The 17,157-nt window shown below is 68.4% G+C and carries 16 protein-coding genes; 11 read left to right on the top strand and 5 right to left on the bottom strand.

What is annotated here, in order from left to right:
* The first annotated feature begins 159 nt into the window (after positions 1–159).
* On the top strand, positions 160–1,404 hold the full coding sequence (locus tag ACWGRX_RS06865) for an amidase (protein ID WP_452116905.1): 1,245 nt from the start codon (positions 160–162) through the stop codon (positions 1,402–1,404).
* Between the two features lie 474 nt (positions 1,405–1,878).
* Here ACWGRX_RS06865 and ACWGRX_RS06860 read toward each other — a convergent pair whose 3' ends face one another.
* Complete coding sequence (locus ACWGRX_RS06860; RefSeq protein WP_452116904.1) at positions 1,879–2,202, bottom strand: hypothetical protein; 324 nt, start codon at positions 2,200–2,202, stop codon at positions 1,879–1,881.
* A 183-nt stretch (positions 2,203–2,385) separates the two neighbouring features.
* On the opposite strand from ACWGRX_RS06860, the gene ACWGRX_RS06855 reads away from it, so the two are divergent.
* The 3 genes from ACWGRX_RS06855 to ACWGRX_RS06845 all read left to right on the top strand — a co-directional run bounded on the left by ACWGRX_RS06855 (position 2,386) and on the right by ACWGRX_RS06845 (position 4,949).
* Positions 2,386–3,372, top strand: coding sequence for a TIM44-like domain-containing protein (locus ACWGRX_RS06855; RefSeq protein WP_452116903.1), 987 nt, complete (start codon positions 2,386–2,388; stop codon positions 3,370–3,372).
* 141 nt (positions 3,373–3,513) lie between these two features.
* On the top strand, positions 3,514–4,320 hold the full coding sequence (dapB, locus tag ACWGRX_RS06850; protein WP_452116963.1) for a 4-hydroxy-tetrahydrodipicolinate reductase: 807 nt from the start codon (positions 3,514–3,516) through the stop codon (positions 4,318–4,320).
* An 8-nt stretch (positions 4,321–4,328) separates the two neighbouring features.
* Positions 4,329–4,949, top strand: coding sequence for an alpha-ketoglutarate-dependent dioxygenase AlkB family protein (locus tag ACWGRX_RS06845; RefSeq protein ID WP_452116902.1), 621 nt, complete (start codon positions 4,329–4,331; stop codon positions 4,947–4,949).
* Positions 4,950–5,018: 69 nt separating this feature from the next.
* Here the strand turns inward: ACWGRX_RS06845 and grpE are convergent, their stop codons facing one another.
* Together grpE and ACWGRX_RS06835 are read right to left on the bottom strand one after the other, a co-directional pair.
* Positions 5,019–5,627, bottom strand: a complete 609-nt coding sequence (grpE, locus tag ACWGRX_RS06840; protein ID WP_452116901.1) for a nucleotide exchange factor GrpE — start codon at positions 5,625–5,627, stop codon at positions 5,019–5,021.
* Between the two features lie 91 nt (positions 5,628–5,718).
* Positions 5,719–8,475 (bottom strand): [protein-PII] uridylyltransferase, encoded by a 2,757-nt coding sequence (locus tag ACWGRX_RS06835; protein WP_452116962.1) that lies wholly within the window; start codon positions 8,473–8,475, stop codon positions 5,719–5,721.
* Positions 8,476–8,797: 322 nt separating this feature from the next.
* Between ACWGRX_RS06835 and ACWGRX_RS06830 the strand changes: the two genes are divergently transcribed.
* From ACWGRX_RS06830 to ACWGRX_RS06810, 5 genes are all read left to right on the top strand, one after another.
* Entirely contained in the window at positions 8,798–9,772 is a 975-nt protein-coding gene (locus ACWGRX_RS06830; protein ID WP_452116900.1) for an aliphatic sulfonate ABC transporter substrate-binding protein, read from the top strand.
* A 19-nt stretch (positions 9,773–9,791) separates the two neighbouring features.
* Complete coding sequence (locus tag ACWGRX_RS06825) at positions 9,792–10,622, top strand: ABC transporter permease (RefSeq protein WP_291641275.1); 831 nt, start codon at positions 9,792–9,794, stop codon at positions 10,620–10,622.
* 10 nt (positions 10,623–10,632) lie between these two features.
* Positions 10,633–11,415: an ABC transporter ATP-binding protein gene (locus ACWGRX_RS06820; RefSeq protein WP_452116899.1), complete on the top strand. Its 783-nt coding sequence runs from the start codon at positions 10,633–10,635 to the stop codon at positions 11,413–11,415.
* A gap of 173 nt (positions 11,416–11,588) precedes the next feature.
* Complete coding sequence (locus tag ACWGRX_RS06815) at positions 11,589–12,314, top strand: ATP-binding cassette domain-containing protein (RefSeq protein WP_452116898.1); 726 nt, start codon at positions 11,589–11,591, stop codon at positions 12,312–12,314.
* 95 nt (positions 12,315–12,409) lie between these two features.
* A complete protein-coding gene (locus ACWGRX_RS06810) occupies positions 12,410–12,919 on the top strand; it encodes an OsmC family protein (protein WP_452116897.1) in 510 nt (169 codons plus the stop codon).
* A gap of 9 nt (positions 12,920–12,928) precedes the next feature.
* Here ACWGRX_RS06810 and ACWGRX_RS06805 read toward each other — a convergent pair whose 3' ends face one another.
* Together ACWGRX_RS06805 and ACWGRX_RS06800 are read right to left on the bottom strand one after the other, a co-directional pair.
* Complete coding sequence (locus ACWGRX_RS06805; RefSeq protein ID WP_291641267.1) at positions 12,929–14,170, bottom strand: MFS transporter; 1,242 nt, start codon at positions 14,168–14,170, stop codon at positions 12,929–12,931.
* A 78-nt stretch (positions 14,171–14,248) separates the two neighbouring features.
* On the bottom strand, positions 14,249–15,433 hold the full coding sequence (locus ACWGRX_RS06800) for a DNA recombination protein RmuC (protein WP_452116896.1): 1,185 nt from the start codon (positions 15,431–15,433) through the stop codon (positions 14,249–14,251).
* Between the two features lie 105 nt (positions 15,434–15,538).
* Here ACWGRX_RS06800 and def point away from each other — a divergent pair, with 105 nt between their 5' ends.
* Together def and fmt are read left to right on the top strand one after the other, a co-directional pair.
* Complete coding sequence (gene def / locus ACWGRX_RS06795; RefSeq protein ID WP_291641263.1) at positions 15,539–16,072, top strand: peptide deformylase; 534 nt, start codon at positions 15,539–15,541, stop codon at positions 16,070–16,072.
* 153 nt (positions 16,073–16,225) lie between these two features.
* A complete protein-coding gene (gene fmt / locus ACWGRX_RS06790) occupies positions 16,226–17,155 on the top strand; it encodes a methionyl-tRNA formyltransferase (protein WP_452116895.1) in 930 nt (309 codons plus the stop codon).
* Positions 17,156–17,157: the final 2 nt, after the last annotated feature.

Here is a 17,157-nt window from a genome sequence, read left to right as displayed (position 1 = left end):
CCCGATCTGAGGCTCGCATGGCCTGGCGCATCGGCGCGGGGCCATGCGCCAGGCTGCTGCACGGCCGCGCTTTGCCGGCTACCGCAAGCCGACGGCTTCGTGCCAGCATGCCTGCGTCCGGCCCGATCCGGCGGCCGTCAAGCCATCCAGGAACCTGCCATGCTTTCGGTTCGCGATATTGCCCGCCGCGTCGCCAATGGCGAGATTTCGGCTCAGGCTGCCCTTGCCGAGAGCGAGCGCCGCATCGAGGCGCGTGATGGCGAATTGCGCGCCTTCGCCAGCCGCCCCCAGGTCTTGGTGCCGGGCGAAGGTCCGCTCGCCGGCATCGCCTGCGGCGTCAAGGACATCATCGACACCGCCGATCTGCCGACCGGAATGGGCTCGCCGATCTATGAAGGCTGGCAGCCGCGCGCCGACGCCGCGATCGTCATGGCGCTGAAGGCGGCCGGCGCGACCGTCGCCGGCAAGACCCAGACGACCGCCTTCGCCTTTCTCGATCCCGCTCCGACCCGCAATCCGCATGACCCGACGGCGAGCCCCGGCGGCTCTTCGGCCGGCTCGGCTGCGGCTGTCGCTGCCGGGCTGATCCCCCTGGCGATCGGTACCCAGACCGGCGGCTCGGTGATCCGCCCGGCCGCTTATTGCGGTGCCGCGGCAATCAAGCCCTCCTACGGCCTGCTGCCGACAGTCGGCGTGAAGCCCTATTCCTGGTCGCTCGACACACTCGGGCTGATGGCCGCCAGCGCCGACGATCTGGGCTTCGCCCTGGCGGCGCTGACCGACCGGCCGGAGCTCGACGCCGCCGAGGCTTCCTTGCAGGGCCTCCGGCTCGGCCTCAACCGCCAGGAATTCGCCGAGGCGCCGGAGCCGGCCTGCGAGCAGGCCCTGCAGCGCATCGCGGCGCTGGTGCGACAGGCCGGTGCGAGCGTCGTCGATCTGGCTGCACCGGCCGCGCTCGGCGACGCCTTCCGGGCGCATGGACCCTTGCAGGACTGGGAGGCGACCCAGGCTCTGGGCTGGGAATATGCCAATCACCGCGAGGCCTTGCCGCCCAAGCTGCGTGCCTATCTCGACGAGGCGCGCCGGACCACGCCGGGCCAGTACGACGAAGCGAGACGCGTCGCGCGGCGCGGGCGCCATCTCACCGAGGCCTGGCTTGGCGAAGTCGATGCTATGCTGACCTATGCCGCGCCGGGCGAGGCGCCGGCGACGCTGGCCTCGACCGGCGATTCCCGCTTCAACCGGCTCTGGACCCTGATGGGAACGCCATGCGTGACCGTGCCGCTGCTGCGCGGCCCGCGCGGCTTGCCGGTCTCCTTCCAGCTCATTGGTCGCTTCGGCGAGGATGCGCGGGTGATCGCCGTGGCCAAGGCACTCGAACGGCTGATCGTGGCGTCTGATTGACGGAAGGTTGGCGGGAAGGTCAGCCCGTTCCGTCTGGAACAATATTGCATCGCAATAATTTTGGCGAAATGGTGGTGTCGGCCGCGTTAGTAGAACTTGCGAATACTAATGTCCGTTGCCGAAATGGTCTTTATCTTGACTATATACAAAGCGAGATATTGCTTTAACGCTTGATTAAGGTCATTGCTCTCGGGCGGTTCGGTTTCTCGCGCCGTTTCCGCTTGCGGTGCTCCGTGATTCTGCTAGTTTCCATGTCAGGTCAGTGACAAAGGAGGGTTCTATGAGCCTCGCGCTAAGTCTCGACCGGTTGGCCATGGGAGCGGCGTTTTTGCTCGTTCTGGCGATCGTGGTCGGAGCGTTCTGACAGAAGTCAGTCTGAAGTCTGAAGACCATTGAGACGGTTAGAAAGCGTCGCCGGAAGGATCCGGCGGCGCTTTTCCTTTTTCGGCCCGCTCGCCGGCGGGAAACGCGTGCTCAGCTCTCGGGGCAGGGATTCTCGCTCACTTCCCAGGACATCATGTTGATGACCCGGCCGCACAGGGCGAGGCGACGCCCCTTGGTGGTGCGGATGCAGGCGGTCGCTCCTTCGGCGATCTTCTTGCCGTCGCTCCAGCAGAAGCAATAGGGCTCGGGCGCCTGGGCCAGCCTCGGCCGGTCGAGCGCCTCGGCGTATTCCTGCGCCCGCGCCGGCTGGAACTGCGCCTGGAGCGCCAAAAGCAGCAGCGATGTCGCGAGAGGCGCGGCGAGGCGTGACGCCGTCGCGCCGGTGCGGTGCAGCCTCCGAATGATCCGGATCATGGCCTGCTCCTTTCGTTCGCTGTCGAGGCGTAACGAAGCCGAAAGCATAGCACGGCGCGCTCGCGGCCCAAACCGGTCGCGGCGCGCGGAAACTGCGCTTTCGAGCGGGGCTCTCACCTTGCGAAAGTCGTACGACCCCTCCATATTTGCGCGAAGAGGGCCAATCCGGCCCCGGGAGGGACCATGTCTTTGATTTCGCTTGCCCGGCGTGGCCGGGCCGTCGCTCTTGTAGCTGGCGCGCTGATGCTCGTTCCGGTTCTGGCCGAGGCCCGCCCCGGTGGCGGCAAGGGCTTTGGCAGCCGCGGCTCGCGCACCACGCAGCAGGTAGCGCCGACCCAGACGGCGCCGACCGGCGCTGCGCCGATGCAGCGTACCGCGACCCCTGCGCCCAGCGCTTCGGCGGCCGCCCCCGGCGCTGCCGCCGCCCAGGCGGCGCGTCCGTCTTTCGCCCGCAACATGATGATGGGCATCGGCGCTGGTCTGCTCGGCGCCGGCCTGTTTGGCCTGCTCTCGGGCGCCGGCTTCGGCGGTCTTGCCGGCATGCTCGGCATGCTGTTCCAGGTGGCGCTGATCGGCGGCCTGATCTGGCTCGCGCTGCGCTTCTTCCGTCGTCGCGCGCAGCCCCAGCAGCAGTTCGCTGCGGCCGGCGCGCCGCTCGATCGCGCGCCCTATCAGCCCCAGCAGGAGCAGCCGCAGGCGGCCCAGCGCATGGGCGGCATGATGGGTGGCATGGGTGCGGCGACCGCTGCGGCCAAGCCCGTCGAGTTCGAGCTCGCGCCAGCCGACTACGGCAGCTTCGAGCGTCTGCTCAACGACGTCCAGATCGCCTATTCGAACGAGGATCTGGCCACGCTGCGCCAGCTCGCTACGCCTGAAATGGCCGGCTATTTCGCAGAGGACATCGCCGAGAATGCCAGCAAGGGCCTCGTCGACCGTGTCGCCGACGTCAAGCTGCTGCAGGGCGACCTCGCGGAGTCCTGGCGCGAGGCCGGCGTCGAATACGCCACCGTCGCCATGCGCTTCAGCTCGCTCAATGCGCTGGTCGAGCGCGAGGGTGGCCGCGTCGTCGAGGGCCACGCCACGATCCCGCGCGAGGTCACCGAGCTCTGGACCTTCCTGCGTCCGCGCGGCGGCCAGTGGCAGGTCTCGGCGATCCAGCCGGCCGAGTAAGGCCAGCTTCACCTCCAATCGGAGCGGCCGGGTTCGCCCGGCCGTTTTTCGTTTCGGCCGGCGCCGAAGCGGCTTATAGGCATTCGCGTCGCCCGTTCGGGCGCTGGCTTGGCTTTTCTGGAGCGTTTCATCATGAGCGATATGCGCCTCGTCGTCGTCGGCGCCGCCGGCCGGATGGGCCGCACGCTGATCAAGGCGGTCGCGGAGACGCAGGGCTGCGTGCTCAGCGCCGCGATCGAGCGTCCGGGCTCGCCTGCGATCGGTCAGGATGCAGCGGTTCTGGCCGGGCTGCCCGCCGGTGGCGTCCTCGTCACCGACGATGCCCTGCCGGCCTTCGTCGAGGCCGAGGGCGTGCTCGATTTCACCTCGCCAGAGGCCAGCGTCGCCTTTGCCGGCCTCGCCGCCCAGGCCCGCATCACCCATGTCGTCGGCACCACCGGGCTGGAGCCCGGCCATCTCGCCCGGCTCGAGGCGGCTGCCCGGCACGCCGCGATCATCCGCTCGGGGAATATGAGCCTCGGCGTCAATCTCCTGGCGGCGCTGGTGCGCAAGGTCGCCGCGACGCTCGGCACCGACTGGGACATCGAGATCGCCGAGATGCATCACCGGATGAAGGTCGATGCGCCCTCGGGCACGGCGGTGCTGCTCGGCGAGGCGGCGGCGGAAGGCCGCGGCGTCGACCTCGCCCAGGCCCGCGTCGCCGTGCGCGACGGTCAGGTCGGGGCGCGTCCGGCCGGCGCGATCGGTTTCGCCGCCTTGCGCGGCGGCACCGTGGTCGGCGACCACAAGGTGATCTTCGCCGGCGCCGGCGAGCGCCTCGAGCTCGCCCATGTCGCCGAGGATCGCAGCCTGTTCGCGCAGGGCGCGGTCAGGGCGGCGCTCTGGGGCCGCGGCCGCAAGCCCGGTCTCTATTCGATGGCCGACGTGCTCGGCCTCGACAAGTTCTGAGCCGGACGGTGCCGCTCGCGGTCGCCCCCGGCGTCACGCATTGGCCGGGGTATCTCGACGCAGGTGAGCAGGCGGCGTTGGTCGCCGAATTGCGCGAGGTTGCGCGGCAGGCGCCGTTCTTCACCCCGCGCATGCCGAAGACGGGCAAGCCCTTTTCGGTCAGGATGACGAATTGCGGCGTGCTCGGCTGGGTCTCGGACGAGGGCGGCTATCGCTACCAGCCCAACCATCCCGAAACCGGGGAGCCCTGGCCAGCCATGCCTTCGCGACTGCTGCAGGCCTGGGAGGAGCTCGCGGGCTACCCGCTTCCGCCACAGGCCTGTCTGATCAATTTCTACGAGCCGACGGCGAAGATGGGCCTGCACCAGGACCGCGACGAGGAGGATTTCGCCGCTCCGGTCCTGTCCCTGTCGCTCGGCGACACCGCGCTGTTCCGAATCGGCGGCACGGTGCGCGGCGGAAAGACCGTCTCGCTGAAGCTGGCCTCGGGCGATGCGCTCGCCTTCGGCGGCGCGGCGCGGCTGGCCTATCACGGCATCGACCGCATCCTCGCCGGTTCGTCGAGCCTTTTGCCGCAGGCCGGGCGGATCAATCTGACCCTGCGCCGGGTGACAAAGCCGCGGGTCTGATTCTCGACGGCTTGGCCAGTGGACCGATGCCGGCGAGGGCGGCGCTGTCGCTCGCCCTCGCGCCGTCGTTCAGTTGCCGGAGGCGGGCTTGTCCCCGGCTTCCGCCGCAGGGGTCTCGTTCACTGCAGGCTTCGCGCCGCCAGCGGAGACGCCGACCAGGGCCGGACGCAGCACGCGCTCGCCGATCTTGTAGCCGGTCTGCACCACCTTCGAGACCAGGCCCTTGGCGATGCTTTCGTCAGGCGCCTCGAACATCGCCTGGTGCAGGTTCGGGTCGAATTTTTCGCCCTGCGGCTCGATGCGGCGCACGCCATGGCGCTCCAGCGTCTTGAGCAGTTCGCGCTCGGTCAGTTCGACGCCTTCGACGACGGCCTTCAAGGCGGTGTCGGCGGCGGCCTCGGCCGTCGTCGGCACGCTCTCGATGGCGCGGCGGAGGTTGTCGGCCGAGCCCAGCATGTCGCGGGCGAAGCTGGTCACGGCATAGGCCTTGGCATCGGCGATCTCGCGCTCTGTGCGACGGCGCAGATTCTCCATCTCGGCGAGCGTGCGCAGCAGCTTGTCCTTGAGGTCGTCACGCTCGGCCAAGGCGGCGGCGAGCGCGTCGGGCGCCTGGCCCTCGGTCTCGACCTGGGCTTCCGTCTCGGGCTTGGGATCGTCCATCGCAGGGTTCTGCGTCATCGCGTCATCAAACTCCGGTCATGCAGACTCTCAGGAGCGGGGTTTCACCCGCCTCTGTTCGAGGCCGATATCGGATTTCGGTCGACCGAAATCAAGTTCGGGCCATCGCTTTGCTCTTCGTGGCCTTGTCATGGTCGAAGCTGAAGACAGCGAGCAGCGCCTGGCGGATGATCAGCTGGCGCGCGGTGGTGGTGATCTTCGCGCCCGTCAGATCGGTGACGTAGAAGACGTCGACGGCCTTCTCGCCGAAGGTGGCGATATGGGCCGAGGCGATGTTGAGGTTGAGCTTCGAGATCGCGGTGGTCAGGTCGTAGAGCAGGCCCGGGCGGTCGAGGCCCGAGACTTCGATCACCGTGTGGCGGGTCGAGAGCACGTTGTCGATGACGACTTCGGGCGCGACCTGGAAGGTCTGGCCGCGCGGCGGCGGGGCGCGGCGCTGCGCCACCAGATCGGCGATCTTGATCTCGCCCTTGAGCGCGCGCTCGATCGCCGCCGCGATGCGCTCGGCCCGGCGCAATTCGTCGTCGTCGCGCTCGAAGGCGCGCGAGACGAAGATCGTGTCGAGCACGAGACCGTCGCTGGTGGTGAAGATCTGGGCGTCGACGATGTTGCCGCCCGCCGCGGCGCAGGCGCCGGTGACGATGGCGAGCAGGCGCGGATGGTCAGGCGCCAGGATGGTGAGTTCGGTGACGCCACGGAAGCGATCGGTCTCGACCCGCGTCGCCGTGGTGCGGCCGGCCGCCTCGGCCGCGTGCAGAAAGCGGGCATGCTGCTCCTGCCGGTCGAGTTCGACCTTGAGCCAATAGGCCGGGTAGTGCCGGGCGAGATAGGCCTCGCGCGCCGCCGGCTCCCAGTCGGAGAGCCTTGCGGCGAGTGCGTCCTGCTTCAGCTCGACCCTGGCCTTGCGCTCGATCGCCGAATGGCCGCCGGCGAGCACCATCTCGGTCTCGTAATAGAGCGTGCGCAGGAGCTGGCCCTTCCAGCCGTTCCAGACGCCGGGGCCGACGGCCTTGATGTCGGCGACGGTGAGCACGAGCAGCAGCTTCAGCCGCTCCAGCGATTGCACGGTCGCTGCGAAGCTCTCGATCGTCTTGGGGTCGCCGAGGTCGCGGCTCTGGGCGACGGTCGACATCACCAGATGGTTCTCGATCAGCCAGACCACGGTCTCGGTCTGCGCTTCCGTCAGGCCGAAGCGCCGGCAGAGCTTGCGGGCGATGCGTGCACCGGCGATCGAATGGTCTTCGGGCCGCCCCTTGGCGATGTCGTGCAGGAACAGCGCGACATAGAGCGCGCGCCGGTTGGCGATGCTGGGGAAGATCGCATTGGCGAGCGGATGCTCGGCCTCAAGCGCTCCGGCGTCGATCTCGGCGAGGATGCCGATCGAGCGGATCAGGTGCTCGTCGACCGTGTAGTGATGATACATGTTGAACTGCATCATCGCGACGATGCGGCCGAAATCCGGGATGAAGCGGCCGAGCAGCCCGGATTCGTTCATCCGCCGCAGCACAGCCTCGGGCGAGCGCCGCGCGGTCAGTATCTCGACGAAGATGCGGTTGGCCTCGCGGTCATGGCGCAATTGCGCCGTGACCAGGCGGAGCGACTGCGTCACCAGCCGGCTGGTCGCCGGGTGGATGGCGAGGTCGTCGCGGCTGGCGATCTCGTAGAGTCGCAGCAGGTTGACCGGGTCGCGCTTGAAGGCGTCGTCGTCGACGACGCCGAGGCGCTGGCCCTTCAGGGTGAAATCCGGGTGGCCGAGCGCGCGCACGCGCTTGCGCTTGGTCAGCGAGCCGAGCAGATGCGTCAGGCTGGCGCGCGGCTTCTGCTGGCGCGCTTCGAGCGCGGCGCAGACGATGGCGGTGAGGTCGCCGACATCCTTGGCGGTGAGGAAATAGGCTTTCATGAAGCGCTCGACCGGCGCCAGTCCGCTCCGGCCGGCATAGCCGATCGCCGCCGCCACCTGGCGCTGCAGGTCGAAGGACAGGCGCTCTTCCGCCCGGCCGGTGATGAAGTGCATCCAGCAGCGCACCCGCCAGAGGAACTCCTCGGCGCGCTGGAAGATAGCGAGCTCGCGGGCGTCGAACAGGCCGGCCTCGACGAGATCAGCCGAATTATCGACGCGATAGGCGTATTTCGCGATCCAGAACAGGGTGTTGAGATCGCGCAGCCCGCCCTTGCCGTCCTTGACGTTGGGCTCGACCAGATAGCGCGAGGCGCCGGCCCGCATCACCCGCGTCTCGCGCTCGGCGAGCTTCGCCTCGGTGAAGGCGGGAGCCGTGCCCTCGACCACTTCCGCGCCGTAGCGCCGCAGCATGTCGGCGAACAGCGTCGCATCCCCGGCCACCAGCCGCGATTCCAGCAATGCCGTGCGGATCGTCATGTCGCCGCGCGCCTCGCGGATGCAGTCCTCAACCGAGCGGACGGAATGACCGATCTTCAGCTTCAGGTCCCAGAGCGGATAGAGCACTGCCTCGACCACGCTCTCGCCCCAGGCCGTCTGCTTGTCCGGGAACAGGAAGAGCAGGTCGACATCCGAGCCCGGCGCCAGCGTGCCGCGGCCATAGCCGCCAACGGCGACGACCGCCATGCGTTCGCCCGAGGACGGGTTCTGCACCGGGTAGAAATGCCGGGTCGCCGCGGCATGCAGGCTGCAGACCACGGCATCCATGCTGGCGGAGAGCCGCTTGGCGCAAGCGAGGCCGTTGCGGGTGCGGACGAGCAGTTCCTTGGCCGAGGCGCGGCCTTCCTCGAGCGTGTCGCGCAGCGCGGGGACGAGGACGGCGCGGAGCGCCTCGGGGCCGCCACGGGTCTGCCGCGCCAGCCTGGCGACGGCCGCGGCCGGGTCCTCGATCAACTCGGCCAGTTTCGGGGCAGGCTTGTCGTCGATGGGCGGCACGGTGGCGCTTTCGCGGCGGAGGATCGGGTGCGATCCCTAACACGTCGGCGCGCCATGGCGGAAATCGTTATTGAACGCATATTTTATGTGAATAATGGGTAAGCCGATTTTTGAAAGTATTGTTTGACAAAAAGAACATGTGAGCCTAAAAACCGGATACGCGCCGATTTGAGCCACCAGCTTGCGGGCGCGAAACAAGTGCAGCTAAAGCGTGGGGCGCGGGAGGCCCGGCAAGGCCTCCGATCCCTTCGCAGCCATGTGACGAAAGGGAAACGCCATGATCCGGACCTTGCTTCCGAACCGCCGCGCCGTGCTTGCCGGCCTTGCCGCTGTCACCATCACAGCCGGCGCCGCTTTGGCCCAGGCACCGAAGGAAATCCGCGTCGACTATGCGACCTACAATCCGGTCGGCCTCGTCCTGAAGGAGCGCGGCATCCTCGAGAAGGCGCTCGAGGCCGATGGCATCAAGGTCCGCTGGGTCTTCTCGGCCGGCTCCAACAAGGCGCTCGAATTCCTCAATGCCGGCTCGCTCGATTTCGGCTCGACCGCCGGCGCCGCCGCGCTGATCGGCAAGATCAACGGCAATCCGATCAAGTCGATCTATGTCTATTCGCGGCCGGAATGGACGGCGCTGGTCACCGGCGCCAAGAGTGAGATCACCAAGGTTTCCGATCTCAAGGGCAAGCGCGTCGCCGTCACCCGCGGTACCGATCCGCACATCTTCCTCGTTCGCTCGCTCGCCGATGCCGGTTTGACCGAAAAGGACGTCAAGCTCGTCCTGCTCCAGCATGCCGATGGCCGCCTCGCGCTGGAGCGCGGCGATGTCGAGGCCTGGGCGGGGCTCGACCCACTGATGGCGGCTGCCGAGATCGAGAGCGGCGCCAGGCTCTTCCACCGCAAGGCGGCCGACAACACCTGGGGCGTGCTCAATGTCCGCGAGGAATTCGCCGAAAAGAACCCGGAACTCGTCCGCAAGGTGCTGAAAGCCTATGAGGAGGCGCGCGCCATTGCTCTCGCCAACCCGGCCGAGGTCAGGAAGGCGCTGGTCGAGGCGACCAAGCTCTCCGATGCGGTGATCGAGCGCCAGCTCACCCGCACCGAGCTGACCCACAGCAATATCGGGCCGGCCCAGGCCGAAATCATCCTCGCCGCCGGCCTCGCTTTGCAGCAGGCCGGGGTGCTGCCCGCGAGCACGGATGTGAAGGCGGCGGTCGACGCGCTGCTCGACCGGCGCTTCGCCGCCACCAACTGAGCGGCGTGATCCTGCGACGATGAGCGCGATCGAGATCGGAACGGCGGCAGCGGCGCCCGAGGCCGTCCCGGCGAAGCGGGCGGGCCGGGCGCAACTGCGGCTCGCCGGGCTGGTGCTGCCGGTCGTGCTCGCCGTGATCTGGGAGGCGCTGGTCAGGGCCGGCCTGGCCAATGGCCGGCTGATGCCGCCGCCGAGCGTGGTCGGTGCGACGCTCTGGGAGCTGGCCGCCAGCGGCGAGCTCGCCACCCATGCCGCCGCGACGCTCTGGCGCGTCCTCGCCGGCTTCGGCCTCGGCGCCCTCGCCGGCACGGTGCTCGGCGCGCTGACCGGGGCGCTGCCCGTAGCGCGCGGACTGCTCGATCCGACCTTGCAGGCGCTGCGCGCCATTCCCTCGATCGCCTGGGTGCCGCTCTTCATCCTCTGGTTCGGCATTTTCGAGGCCTCGAAAGTGGCGCTGATCGCGGTCGGCGTCTTCTTCCCGATCTATCTCGGCGTCGCCGCCGCGATCCTCTCGATCGACCGCAAGATCGTCGAGGTTGGTCGCGTCTTCCGCCTCGGCAGGCTCGCCATGGTCCGGCGCGTGCTGCTGCCGGCGATCCTGCCGGACTGGTTCACGGCTTTGCGCGGTGGCCTCGGCCTCGGCTTCATGTTCGTCGTCGCCGCCGAGATCATGGGCGCGAGCGAAGGCCTCGGCTATCTCCTGGTCGATGGCCAGCAACTCGGCCGGCCCGCCACCATCATCGCTGCCATCATTTCCTTCGCCGTGCTCGGCAAGCTCGCCGACGGCGTGCTCGTCGCGCTCGCACGCCCCTTCCTGCGCTGGCAGGACACGGCCCGCGACAAGCTCTGAGGCTGTGGCGATGCTGACCTTCGACAACCTCTCCAAGACCTATGCCGACGGCACCAGGGCGCTCGCAGGCATCACCGCCGAGGTGGCGGCGGGCGAGATCCTCGCCCTCGTCGGTGGCTCCGGTTGCGGCAAGACCACCTTGCTGCGCCTCGTCGCCGGGCTCGACCGGCCGAGCGAGGGCCGGATCGTGCTGGACGGCAAGGCGATCTCCGAGCCGCGCGCCGATGTCGGCGTGATCTTTCAGGAGCCGCGACTCTTCCCCTGGCTCAGCGTCGCCGACAATGTCGGCTTCGGCCTGTCGGAGCTCGCATCCGCCGAGCGCCGGCACCGCGTTGACCATGCGCTCGAGCGCGTCGGTCTCGGCGGGTATGACAAGCGCTGGCCGCGCGAGCTCTCCGGCGGCCAGCAGCAGCGAGTCGCCATTGCACGCGCCCTGATAACCCGCCCCAAGCTCCTGCTGATGGACGAGCCCTTCTCGGCGCTCGACGCCACAACCCGTGCCAGCCTGCACGAGCATCTGCTGGCGCTCTGGCAGGAGAGCCGGCCGACCGTGGTGATGGTCACCCATGATGTCGAGGAGGCGGTGACGCTGGCCGACCGGATCATGGTGATGCAGCCGAGGCCGGGCCGTGTCTTCGACGAGCTCGAGAACCCACAGGCCCGGCCGCGTGACCACCTCTCGCCCGCCTTCGAGGCCGCCAAGCGCGAGATGCTGCGCACGCTCGACCGTTCGCTGCGCGACGATCAGCCCCGGCAGCAGAAGACGGCGGCCAATGCCGGGCTGTGGTGGTGACGTCAGGCTTGCGTGTTTGACAAAACGGACAGTGAGGCCGTAATAAAGGATACGCGCCGATTTGAGCCTCAGCTTGCGGGCGCGAAATAAATGCCGCTAAAGCGTGGGAGACGAGATGACGGCCGTGGCCGTCGCGCGCTTTCCCTCCGCCTTGCTTGGGAAGGAAACGCGCCATGTCCGCCAAATCCAATGAGTCAAAGCTCTTCGCCGCCGGTTTCGACGCGGCTGCGCTGCGCCCGGCGCCGGGGCAGGTCCTCGCCTTGCTCGGCGGGCAGGCTGAAGGCCGTAGCGCTCTGCTGCGCGCTCTGGCCGGCCTCGATGCCGAAGCCGATCCGGTGCCGACAGCCGAACTAGGGCTGCTCGCTGCCCGGCCCGGCTTCTTTCCCTGGCTGAACCTTGCCGAAAACCTCGCATTCGGCCTCGCCGGCACGACGCCCTTCGCCCGCGAGGGGCTGATCGCCAATGCCCTGGTCAGGGCCGGCCTCGGCGGGTTGGCGGATCGTCGTCCCGGCGCGCTCTCGCCGGCCGAATTGCAGGGGCTGGCGATCGCCCGGCTGTCGCTGCTGCGTCCGAAGCTGCTGCTGGTCGATGCGCCCTTCGCCGCGCTGGACGACGAGACGCAGGAGCGTCTCGCCGAGCCTCTCGCGGACCTTTGTCGGCAGGGCCGCCCGGCGGTCGCGATCGCCACGGGCTCCGTCGAGGAGGCCGTCCGTCTCGCCGATCGGGTTCTGGTCCTGCCGCAGGCGACTGGTCCGCTCGCCTTCCGGCTCGACAATCTCCTGCCGTATCCGCGCGATCCCCGTTCTGTCGGCTTCGTCGCCCTGCGGCGCGAATTGCGACACTCGCTCGAAAAGGAACGCGGTGCCGCGCTGCCGGAGCAGGCGGAAGCCGCCGCCTGACGCGGCAGCCAGAGACCCTGCCGAAAACCGCATCCACTTTCCTGCCCGATGCGGTAAATCCTGCCGGTATCCGTTTCGAACGAGGACAAGTCATCATGGACGTCACCGCGCTTCGCGCCCTCCAGGCCCCGCTCAAGGACAAGTATCGCGAAGCCCCCGAGGCGGCCGTGATCACCCTCAAGGCCAAGGGCGAGCTCGACGACCAGCATATCGCCTGCAAGGTCGAGACCGGCCGCGCCATCGCGCTCGCCGGCCTGCACCCGGCGACCGGCGGCACGGGCGCCGAGCTCTGCTCCGGCGACATGCTGCTGGAGGCGCTGGTCGCCTGTGCCGGCGTCACGCTGAAGGCGGTCGCGACCGCGCTCGAGATCGAGCTGAAGAAGGGCGTCGTCCGCGCCGAGGGCGATCTCGACTTCCGCGGTACCCTCGGCGTCGCCAGGGACGCCGCCGTGGGTTTCAAGGCGATCCGCCTGTTTTTCGACGTCGAGACCGACGCCCCGCAGGAGAAGCTCGACAGCCTGCTCAAGCTGACCGAGCGCTATTGCGTCGTCTTCCAGACGCTGAACGTCAAGCCGGAGCTGTCGGCGACATTGCAGACGGCCTGAGCCGCCGGCTCAGGCGGGTAGCGGACGCGGCGTTCCGTCTGCGTCCGTCGCTTCCGGCTCCTGCGAGATCGGCGCCGCCAGCGGGTCGATGATGGCGAAGGGCCGCTCCGCCATCTGCTCCGGCGGCGCGCGGTGCCTGATGCGCAGGCCGGCGACCGCGGCGAGCGCGACCGTCGCGGCAGCCATGAAATAGAGCAGTCCGTTGATGTCGAGCTGGCCCATCACCTGGGCGCCGAGGATCGGCCCCAGTGCCGAGCCGATGCCGCTGACCAGGATCAGCCGGCCGCTCACCGCCACGACCCGGTCCTGGGGCATGCGGTCGAGCGCGTGGGCGACGCTGACCGGGTAGAGCGTCGACATGAAGCCGCCGAGCAGGGCCGCGACCGGCAGCACGAAGGCGAGCCTCGGCGGCACGAGCTGGATCAGCAGGGCTGCGGCCGAAAAGCCGACCGCGAGCCCGGCGAGTACGACCCGCCGGTCGCCGCGGTCCGAAACCTTGCCGACCGGGACCTGGAAGGCGAAGCCGCCAAGCACCGCGACCAGCATGAACAGCGCGATTGTCTCCTGGGGAATTTCGTTGCGTGCCATCCAGGCGGGCACCAGCGCGTAGAAGGCGCTGGTGACGATCCCCGATACGACGCAGCCGAGTACCGAGACCGGCGCCTGCCGGGTCAGCTCGCCATAGGGCAGTGAAGCCTCCGCCGGGAGCGCAGGTGCCTCCGCACGCGTCGCGCTGACCATCATCAGCGCCAGCGCGAACAGCGCGATGATGATGAAGAACGGCGTCATGGAGGCGATCGGCAACGAGCCGATCAGCAATTGCCCGGCCGCCAGCGCCAGGAAGGTGCCGACCATGTAGATCGAGAAGATCCGGCCGCGCTGGTCCGGCGGAGCCTTGGCGTTGAGCCAGCTCTCCGTGGTGATGAACAGGCCGACGCAGCCGATGCCGATCGCCATTCGGCACAGGATCCAGCCGAGCGGCGAGACGAAGATCGCCATTCCGGCCGTGCCGACGACGACCATGCCGGCGAAGGCGGCATAGGCGCGGATATGTCCGATGCGCTGGATGATGCGGCCGCTGCCGACGGCGCCGACCGAGAAGCCGATGAAATAGGCGCTGAGCACGATGCCGGTGAGTGTCGGGCCGAAATTCTCGGTCGTCAGCCGCAGCGACAGGAAGGTGTTGAAGAAGCCATTGGCGAGTTGGACGACGCTGGTTGCGGCAATGAGGGTTCCGATCTGGACGAGCACGCCGGGCGATCTCCTGAGCAGCGGGGGCAGGCCGCGCAGGACTACGCGGGAATGTGATCTTCAGATGGCGGTGCGGGTTTATTCTGCGGCTTTGAGCCGGGTTTCCCGCGCGAAGGGCAGGCTCGGCTGACTGCCAGGGCCGTCGTCGAACTCCAACGCGCCGATTTTCTCGGCCCGGCCGGTGACCTTGCCGGCCGAGGTCTTGATCAGGCCGACATCCTCCTGCGCCTGACGGAAATGCGTATCGAGCTTGTCGACCCGCTCGCCGAGGCGACGGACATCGTCCAGCAGTTTGCCGACCTCGGACTGAATCACCTGCGCTTCTTCGCGCATGCGGGCGTCGCGGATGAGCGACTGCATCAGCTGGATCGCCAGCGCCAGCAGCGAGGGCGAGACGATCATCACCCTGGCCCGGTGCGCCTTCTGGATCAGATCGTCGAAATGCTCGTGCAGATCGGCATGGAGCGCTTCCGAGGGCACGAAGAGCAGCGCCATGTCCTGCGTCTCGCCGGGCAGGAAATAGCGCTCGGCAATGTCCTTGATGTGCTGGCCGACATCGCCGCGTACCCGCGCAGCCGCGGCCTTCTTCTCCTGCTCGCCGCGCGCCGCGCGCAGTTGCGTGAAGCTCTCCAGCGGGAATTTGGCGTCGATGACGAGGCCGCGCCCGTCTCCCGGCAGGGTCACCAGGCAGTCCGGCCGCCGGCCGTTGGACAGCGTCGGCTGGAACGAGAAGAACGCGGCTGGCAGCCCGTCGCGGATGATCGCTTCCATCCGGCCCTGGCCATAGGCGCCGCGCGTCTGCTTGTTCGCGAGCACCTCCTTCAGCGTCACCACCTCGCCGGTCAGCTCGGTCAGGTTCTTCTGGGCGCTGTCGATCACCGCGAGCCGCTCCTGCAGCTTGCCGAGATGCTCGGTGGTCTGGCGGACATTCTGTTCGAGCCCGCTGCCGACCTGCTGGCGCAGTCCGTCGATCCGATCGGCGACGAGTCGGGCGAGGTCGCCCTGCCGGGTCGAGAGGATCTCGGCCATGGTCTGCATGCGCCCGGTCAATTCGGCCTGCATCCGGTTCATCTCGGCGACCTTGTCGTCCATCTCGCGGGCGCGTTCGGCGGCTGCGCTGGCCTCCGCTGCGTGCCGCCTCCCGCTGCGCCAGGACGAGAGCAGCGCCAGCGACAGGAGCAGCAGGACGAGCCCGGCGAAGCCGAAAGCGGCCTCGCCCCAGCTGACGGGGTGTTCGAGCAGGAGGAAAGCGGTCTGGTTCATGCCGGCGATCCTATATCAATTCGAACAAAAGCGGAACAGTTTGACCGTTCCCGCACAAGTGCTTATGTCGCCAGAACCTTCATTATTCCTGCTCCAGAGCGCCCCATGGCCATTCGCCCCCTCGTCATCCTGCCCGACAGCCAGCTCAGGCTGGTCTCGGCACCTGTCGCTTCGGTCACGCCCGATATCCGCAAGCTCGCCGACGACATGCTCGAGACGATGTATGACGCGCCCGGAATCGGCCTTGCCGCCATCCAGATCGGCGAGCCGGTCCGCCTCGTCACCATCGACGTCTCGAAGAAGAGCGAGGAGGACGAGGAGACGCCGAAGGCGCCGATGGTCTTCATCAATCCCGAGGTCATCTGGAACTCGGAAGAGATGAACGTCTACGAGGAGGGTTGCCTGTCGATCCCCGAATATTACGAGGAGGTCGAGCGGCCGGCCCGCGTCAAGGTGCGCTACATGAATCTCGACGGCGCGACGCAGGAGATCGAGGCCGACGGCATCCTCGCTACCTGTCTCCAGCATGAGATCGACCACCTCAACGGCATTCTCTTCATCGACCATCTGTCGCGCCTGAAGCGCGAGCGCGTCACCAAGCGCTTCGCCAAGGCCGCCCGTCGCGAGAGCGCGGCCTAGGCCAGGGCGACGAAACACACCGTCATTCCGGACGAGCCGCGTGAGCGGCCCCGCTCCGGAATCCATCGTAGAATGCCGGAGACCTTCGATGGCTTCCGGGTCTTCGCTTCGCTACGCCCGGAATGCCGGGCGCGTTTGGGGTAAATTCCGCGTATGAGCTTGCGCGTCATCTTCATGGGCACGCCGGACTTCGCCGTGCCCACCCTGACCGAGATCATCGGCCAGGGCCACGAGGTCGTTTCCGTCTATACGCGCGCGCCGGCGCCGGCCGGGCGCGGCATGGAATTGAAGCCGTCGCCGGTGCAGCGCACCGCCGAGCGCTTCGGCATCCCGGTCTTCACGCCGAAGACGCTGCGGAATCCCGAGGCGGCCGAGATCATGGCCTCGCACCAGGCCGATGTCGCGGTCGTCGTCGCCTATGGCCTGATCCTGCCGAAGGCGATCCTCGAGGTTCCCGAGCTTGGCTGCCTCAACCTGCACGCCTCGCTGCTGCCGCGCTGGCGCGGCGCCGCCCCGATCCAGCGCGCGATCATGGCCGGTGACGCCGAGACCGGCGTCTGCGTGATGAAGATGGAGGAGGGGCTCGATACCGGCCCGGTCGGCATGGTCGAGCGCCTGGCCATCGACAGCGACGCTACCGCCGGTGACATGCATGACCGGCTTTCCGTGCTCGGCGCCGACCTGATGGTCAGGGCCCTGGCGGCGCTCGGCCGTGGGGGCTTGCGCTTCACGTCGCAGGCGCAGGAAGGCGTCACCTATGCCAGCAAGATCGGCAATGAGGAGGCGCGGCTGAGCTGGACCAGGCCGGCGCAGCAGGTGCACGATCTCGTGCGCGGTCTCTCGCCCTTTCCCGGCGCCTTCGTCGAGGTCGATCTCGGCAAGGGCCCGGAGAGGCTCAAGCTGCTGCGCACGGCACGCGCCGGCGGCGCCGCCGAGCCGGGCACCCTGCTCGATGACGAGGGCACTGTCGCTTGCAAGGTCGGGGCGGTGAAGTTGCTCCAGGTCCAGCGCGCCGGGCGCGCGCCGATGAGCGGCGGCGAGTTCCTGCGCGGCGCCCGGCTCAGCGCCGGTGCGAAGCTCTAGCG

This window comes from Allobosea sp. NPDC055594 (assembly GCF_053618995.1).
The sequence above is the reverse complement of the archived record's forward strand: the minus strand, read 5'-3'. Positions and strand labels throughout refer to the sequence as shown.

What these genes read in the sequence shown, in the direction of transcription:
- ACWGRX_RS06800 (WP_452116896.1), bottom strand. Translation starts at nt 15,433, where the DNA reads ATGAACCAGACCGCTTTCCTCCTGCTCGAACACCCCGTCAGCTGGGGC.
- ACWGRX_RS06815 (WP_452116898.1), top strand. Translation starts at nt 11,589, where the DNA reads ATGTCCGCCAAATCCAATGAGTCAAAGCTCTTCGCCGCCGGTTTCGAC.
- fmt (WP_452116895.1), top strand. Translation starts at nt 16,226, where the DNA reads ATGAGCTTGCGCGTCATCTTCATGGGCACGCCGGACTTCGCCGTGCCC.
- ACWGRX_RS06860 (WP_452116904.1), bottom strand. Translation starts at nt 2,202, where the DNA reads ATGATCCGGATCATTCGGAGGCTGCACCGCACCGGCGCGACGGCGTCA.
- ACWGRX_RS06820 (WP_452116899.1), top strand. Translation starts at nt 10,633, where the DNA reads ATGCTGACCTTCGACAACCTCTCCAAGACCTATGCCGACGGCACCAGG.
- ACWGRX_RS06865 (WP_452116905.1), top strand. Translation starts at nt 160, where the DNA reads ATGCTTTCGGTTCGCGATATTGCCCGCCGCGTCGCCAATGGCGAGATT.
- ACWGRX_RS06855 (WP_452116903.1), top strand. Translation starts at nt 2,386, where the DNA reads ATGTCTTTGATTTCGCTTGCCCGGCGTGGCCGGGCCGTCGCTCTTGTA.
- dapB (WP_452116963.1), top strand. Translation starts at nt 3,514, where the DNA reads ATGCGCCTCGTCGTCGTCGGCGCCGCCGGCCGGATGGGCCGCACGCTG.
- ACWGRX_RS06825 (WP_291641275.1), top strand. Translation starts at nt 9,792, where the DNA reads ATGAGCGCGATCGAGATCGGAACGGCGGCAGCGGCGCCCGAGGCCGTC.
- ACWGRX_RS06810 (WP_452116897.1), top strand. Translation starts at nt 12,410, where the DNA reads ATGGACGTCACCGCGCTTCGCGCCCTCCAGGCCCCGCTCAAGGACAAG.
- ACWGRX_RS06830 (WP_452116900.1), top strand. Translation starts at nt 8,798, where the DNA reads ATGATCCGGACCTTGCTTCCGAACCGCCGCGCCGTGCTTGCCGGCCTT.
- def (WP_291641263.1), top strand. Translation starts at nt 15,539, where the DNA reads ATGGCCATTCGCCCCCTCGTCATCCTGCCCGACAGCCAGCTCAGGCTG.
- grpE (WP_452116901.1), bottom strand. Translation starts at nt 5,627, where the DNA reads ATGACGCAGAACCCTGCGATGGACGATCCCAAGCCCGAGACGGAAGCC.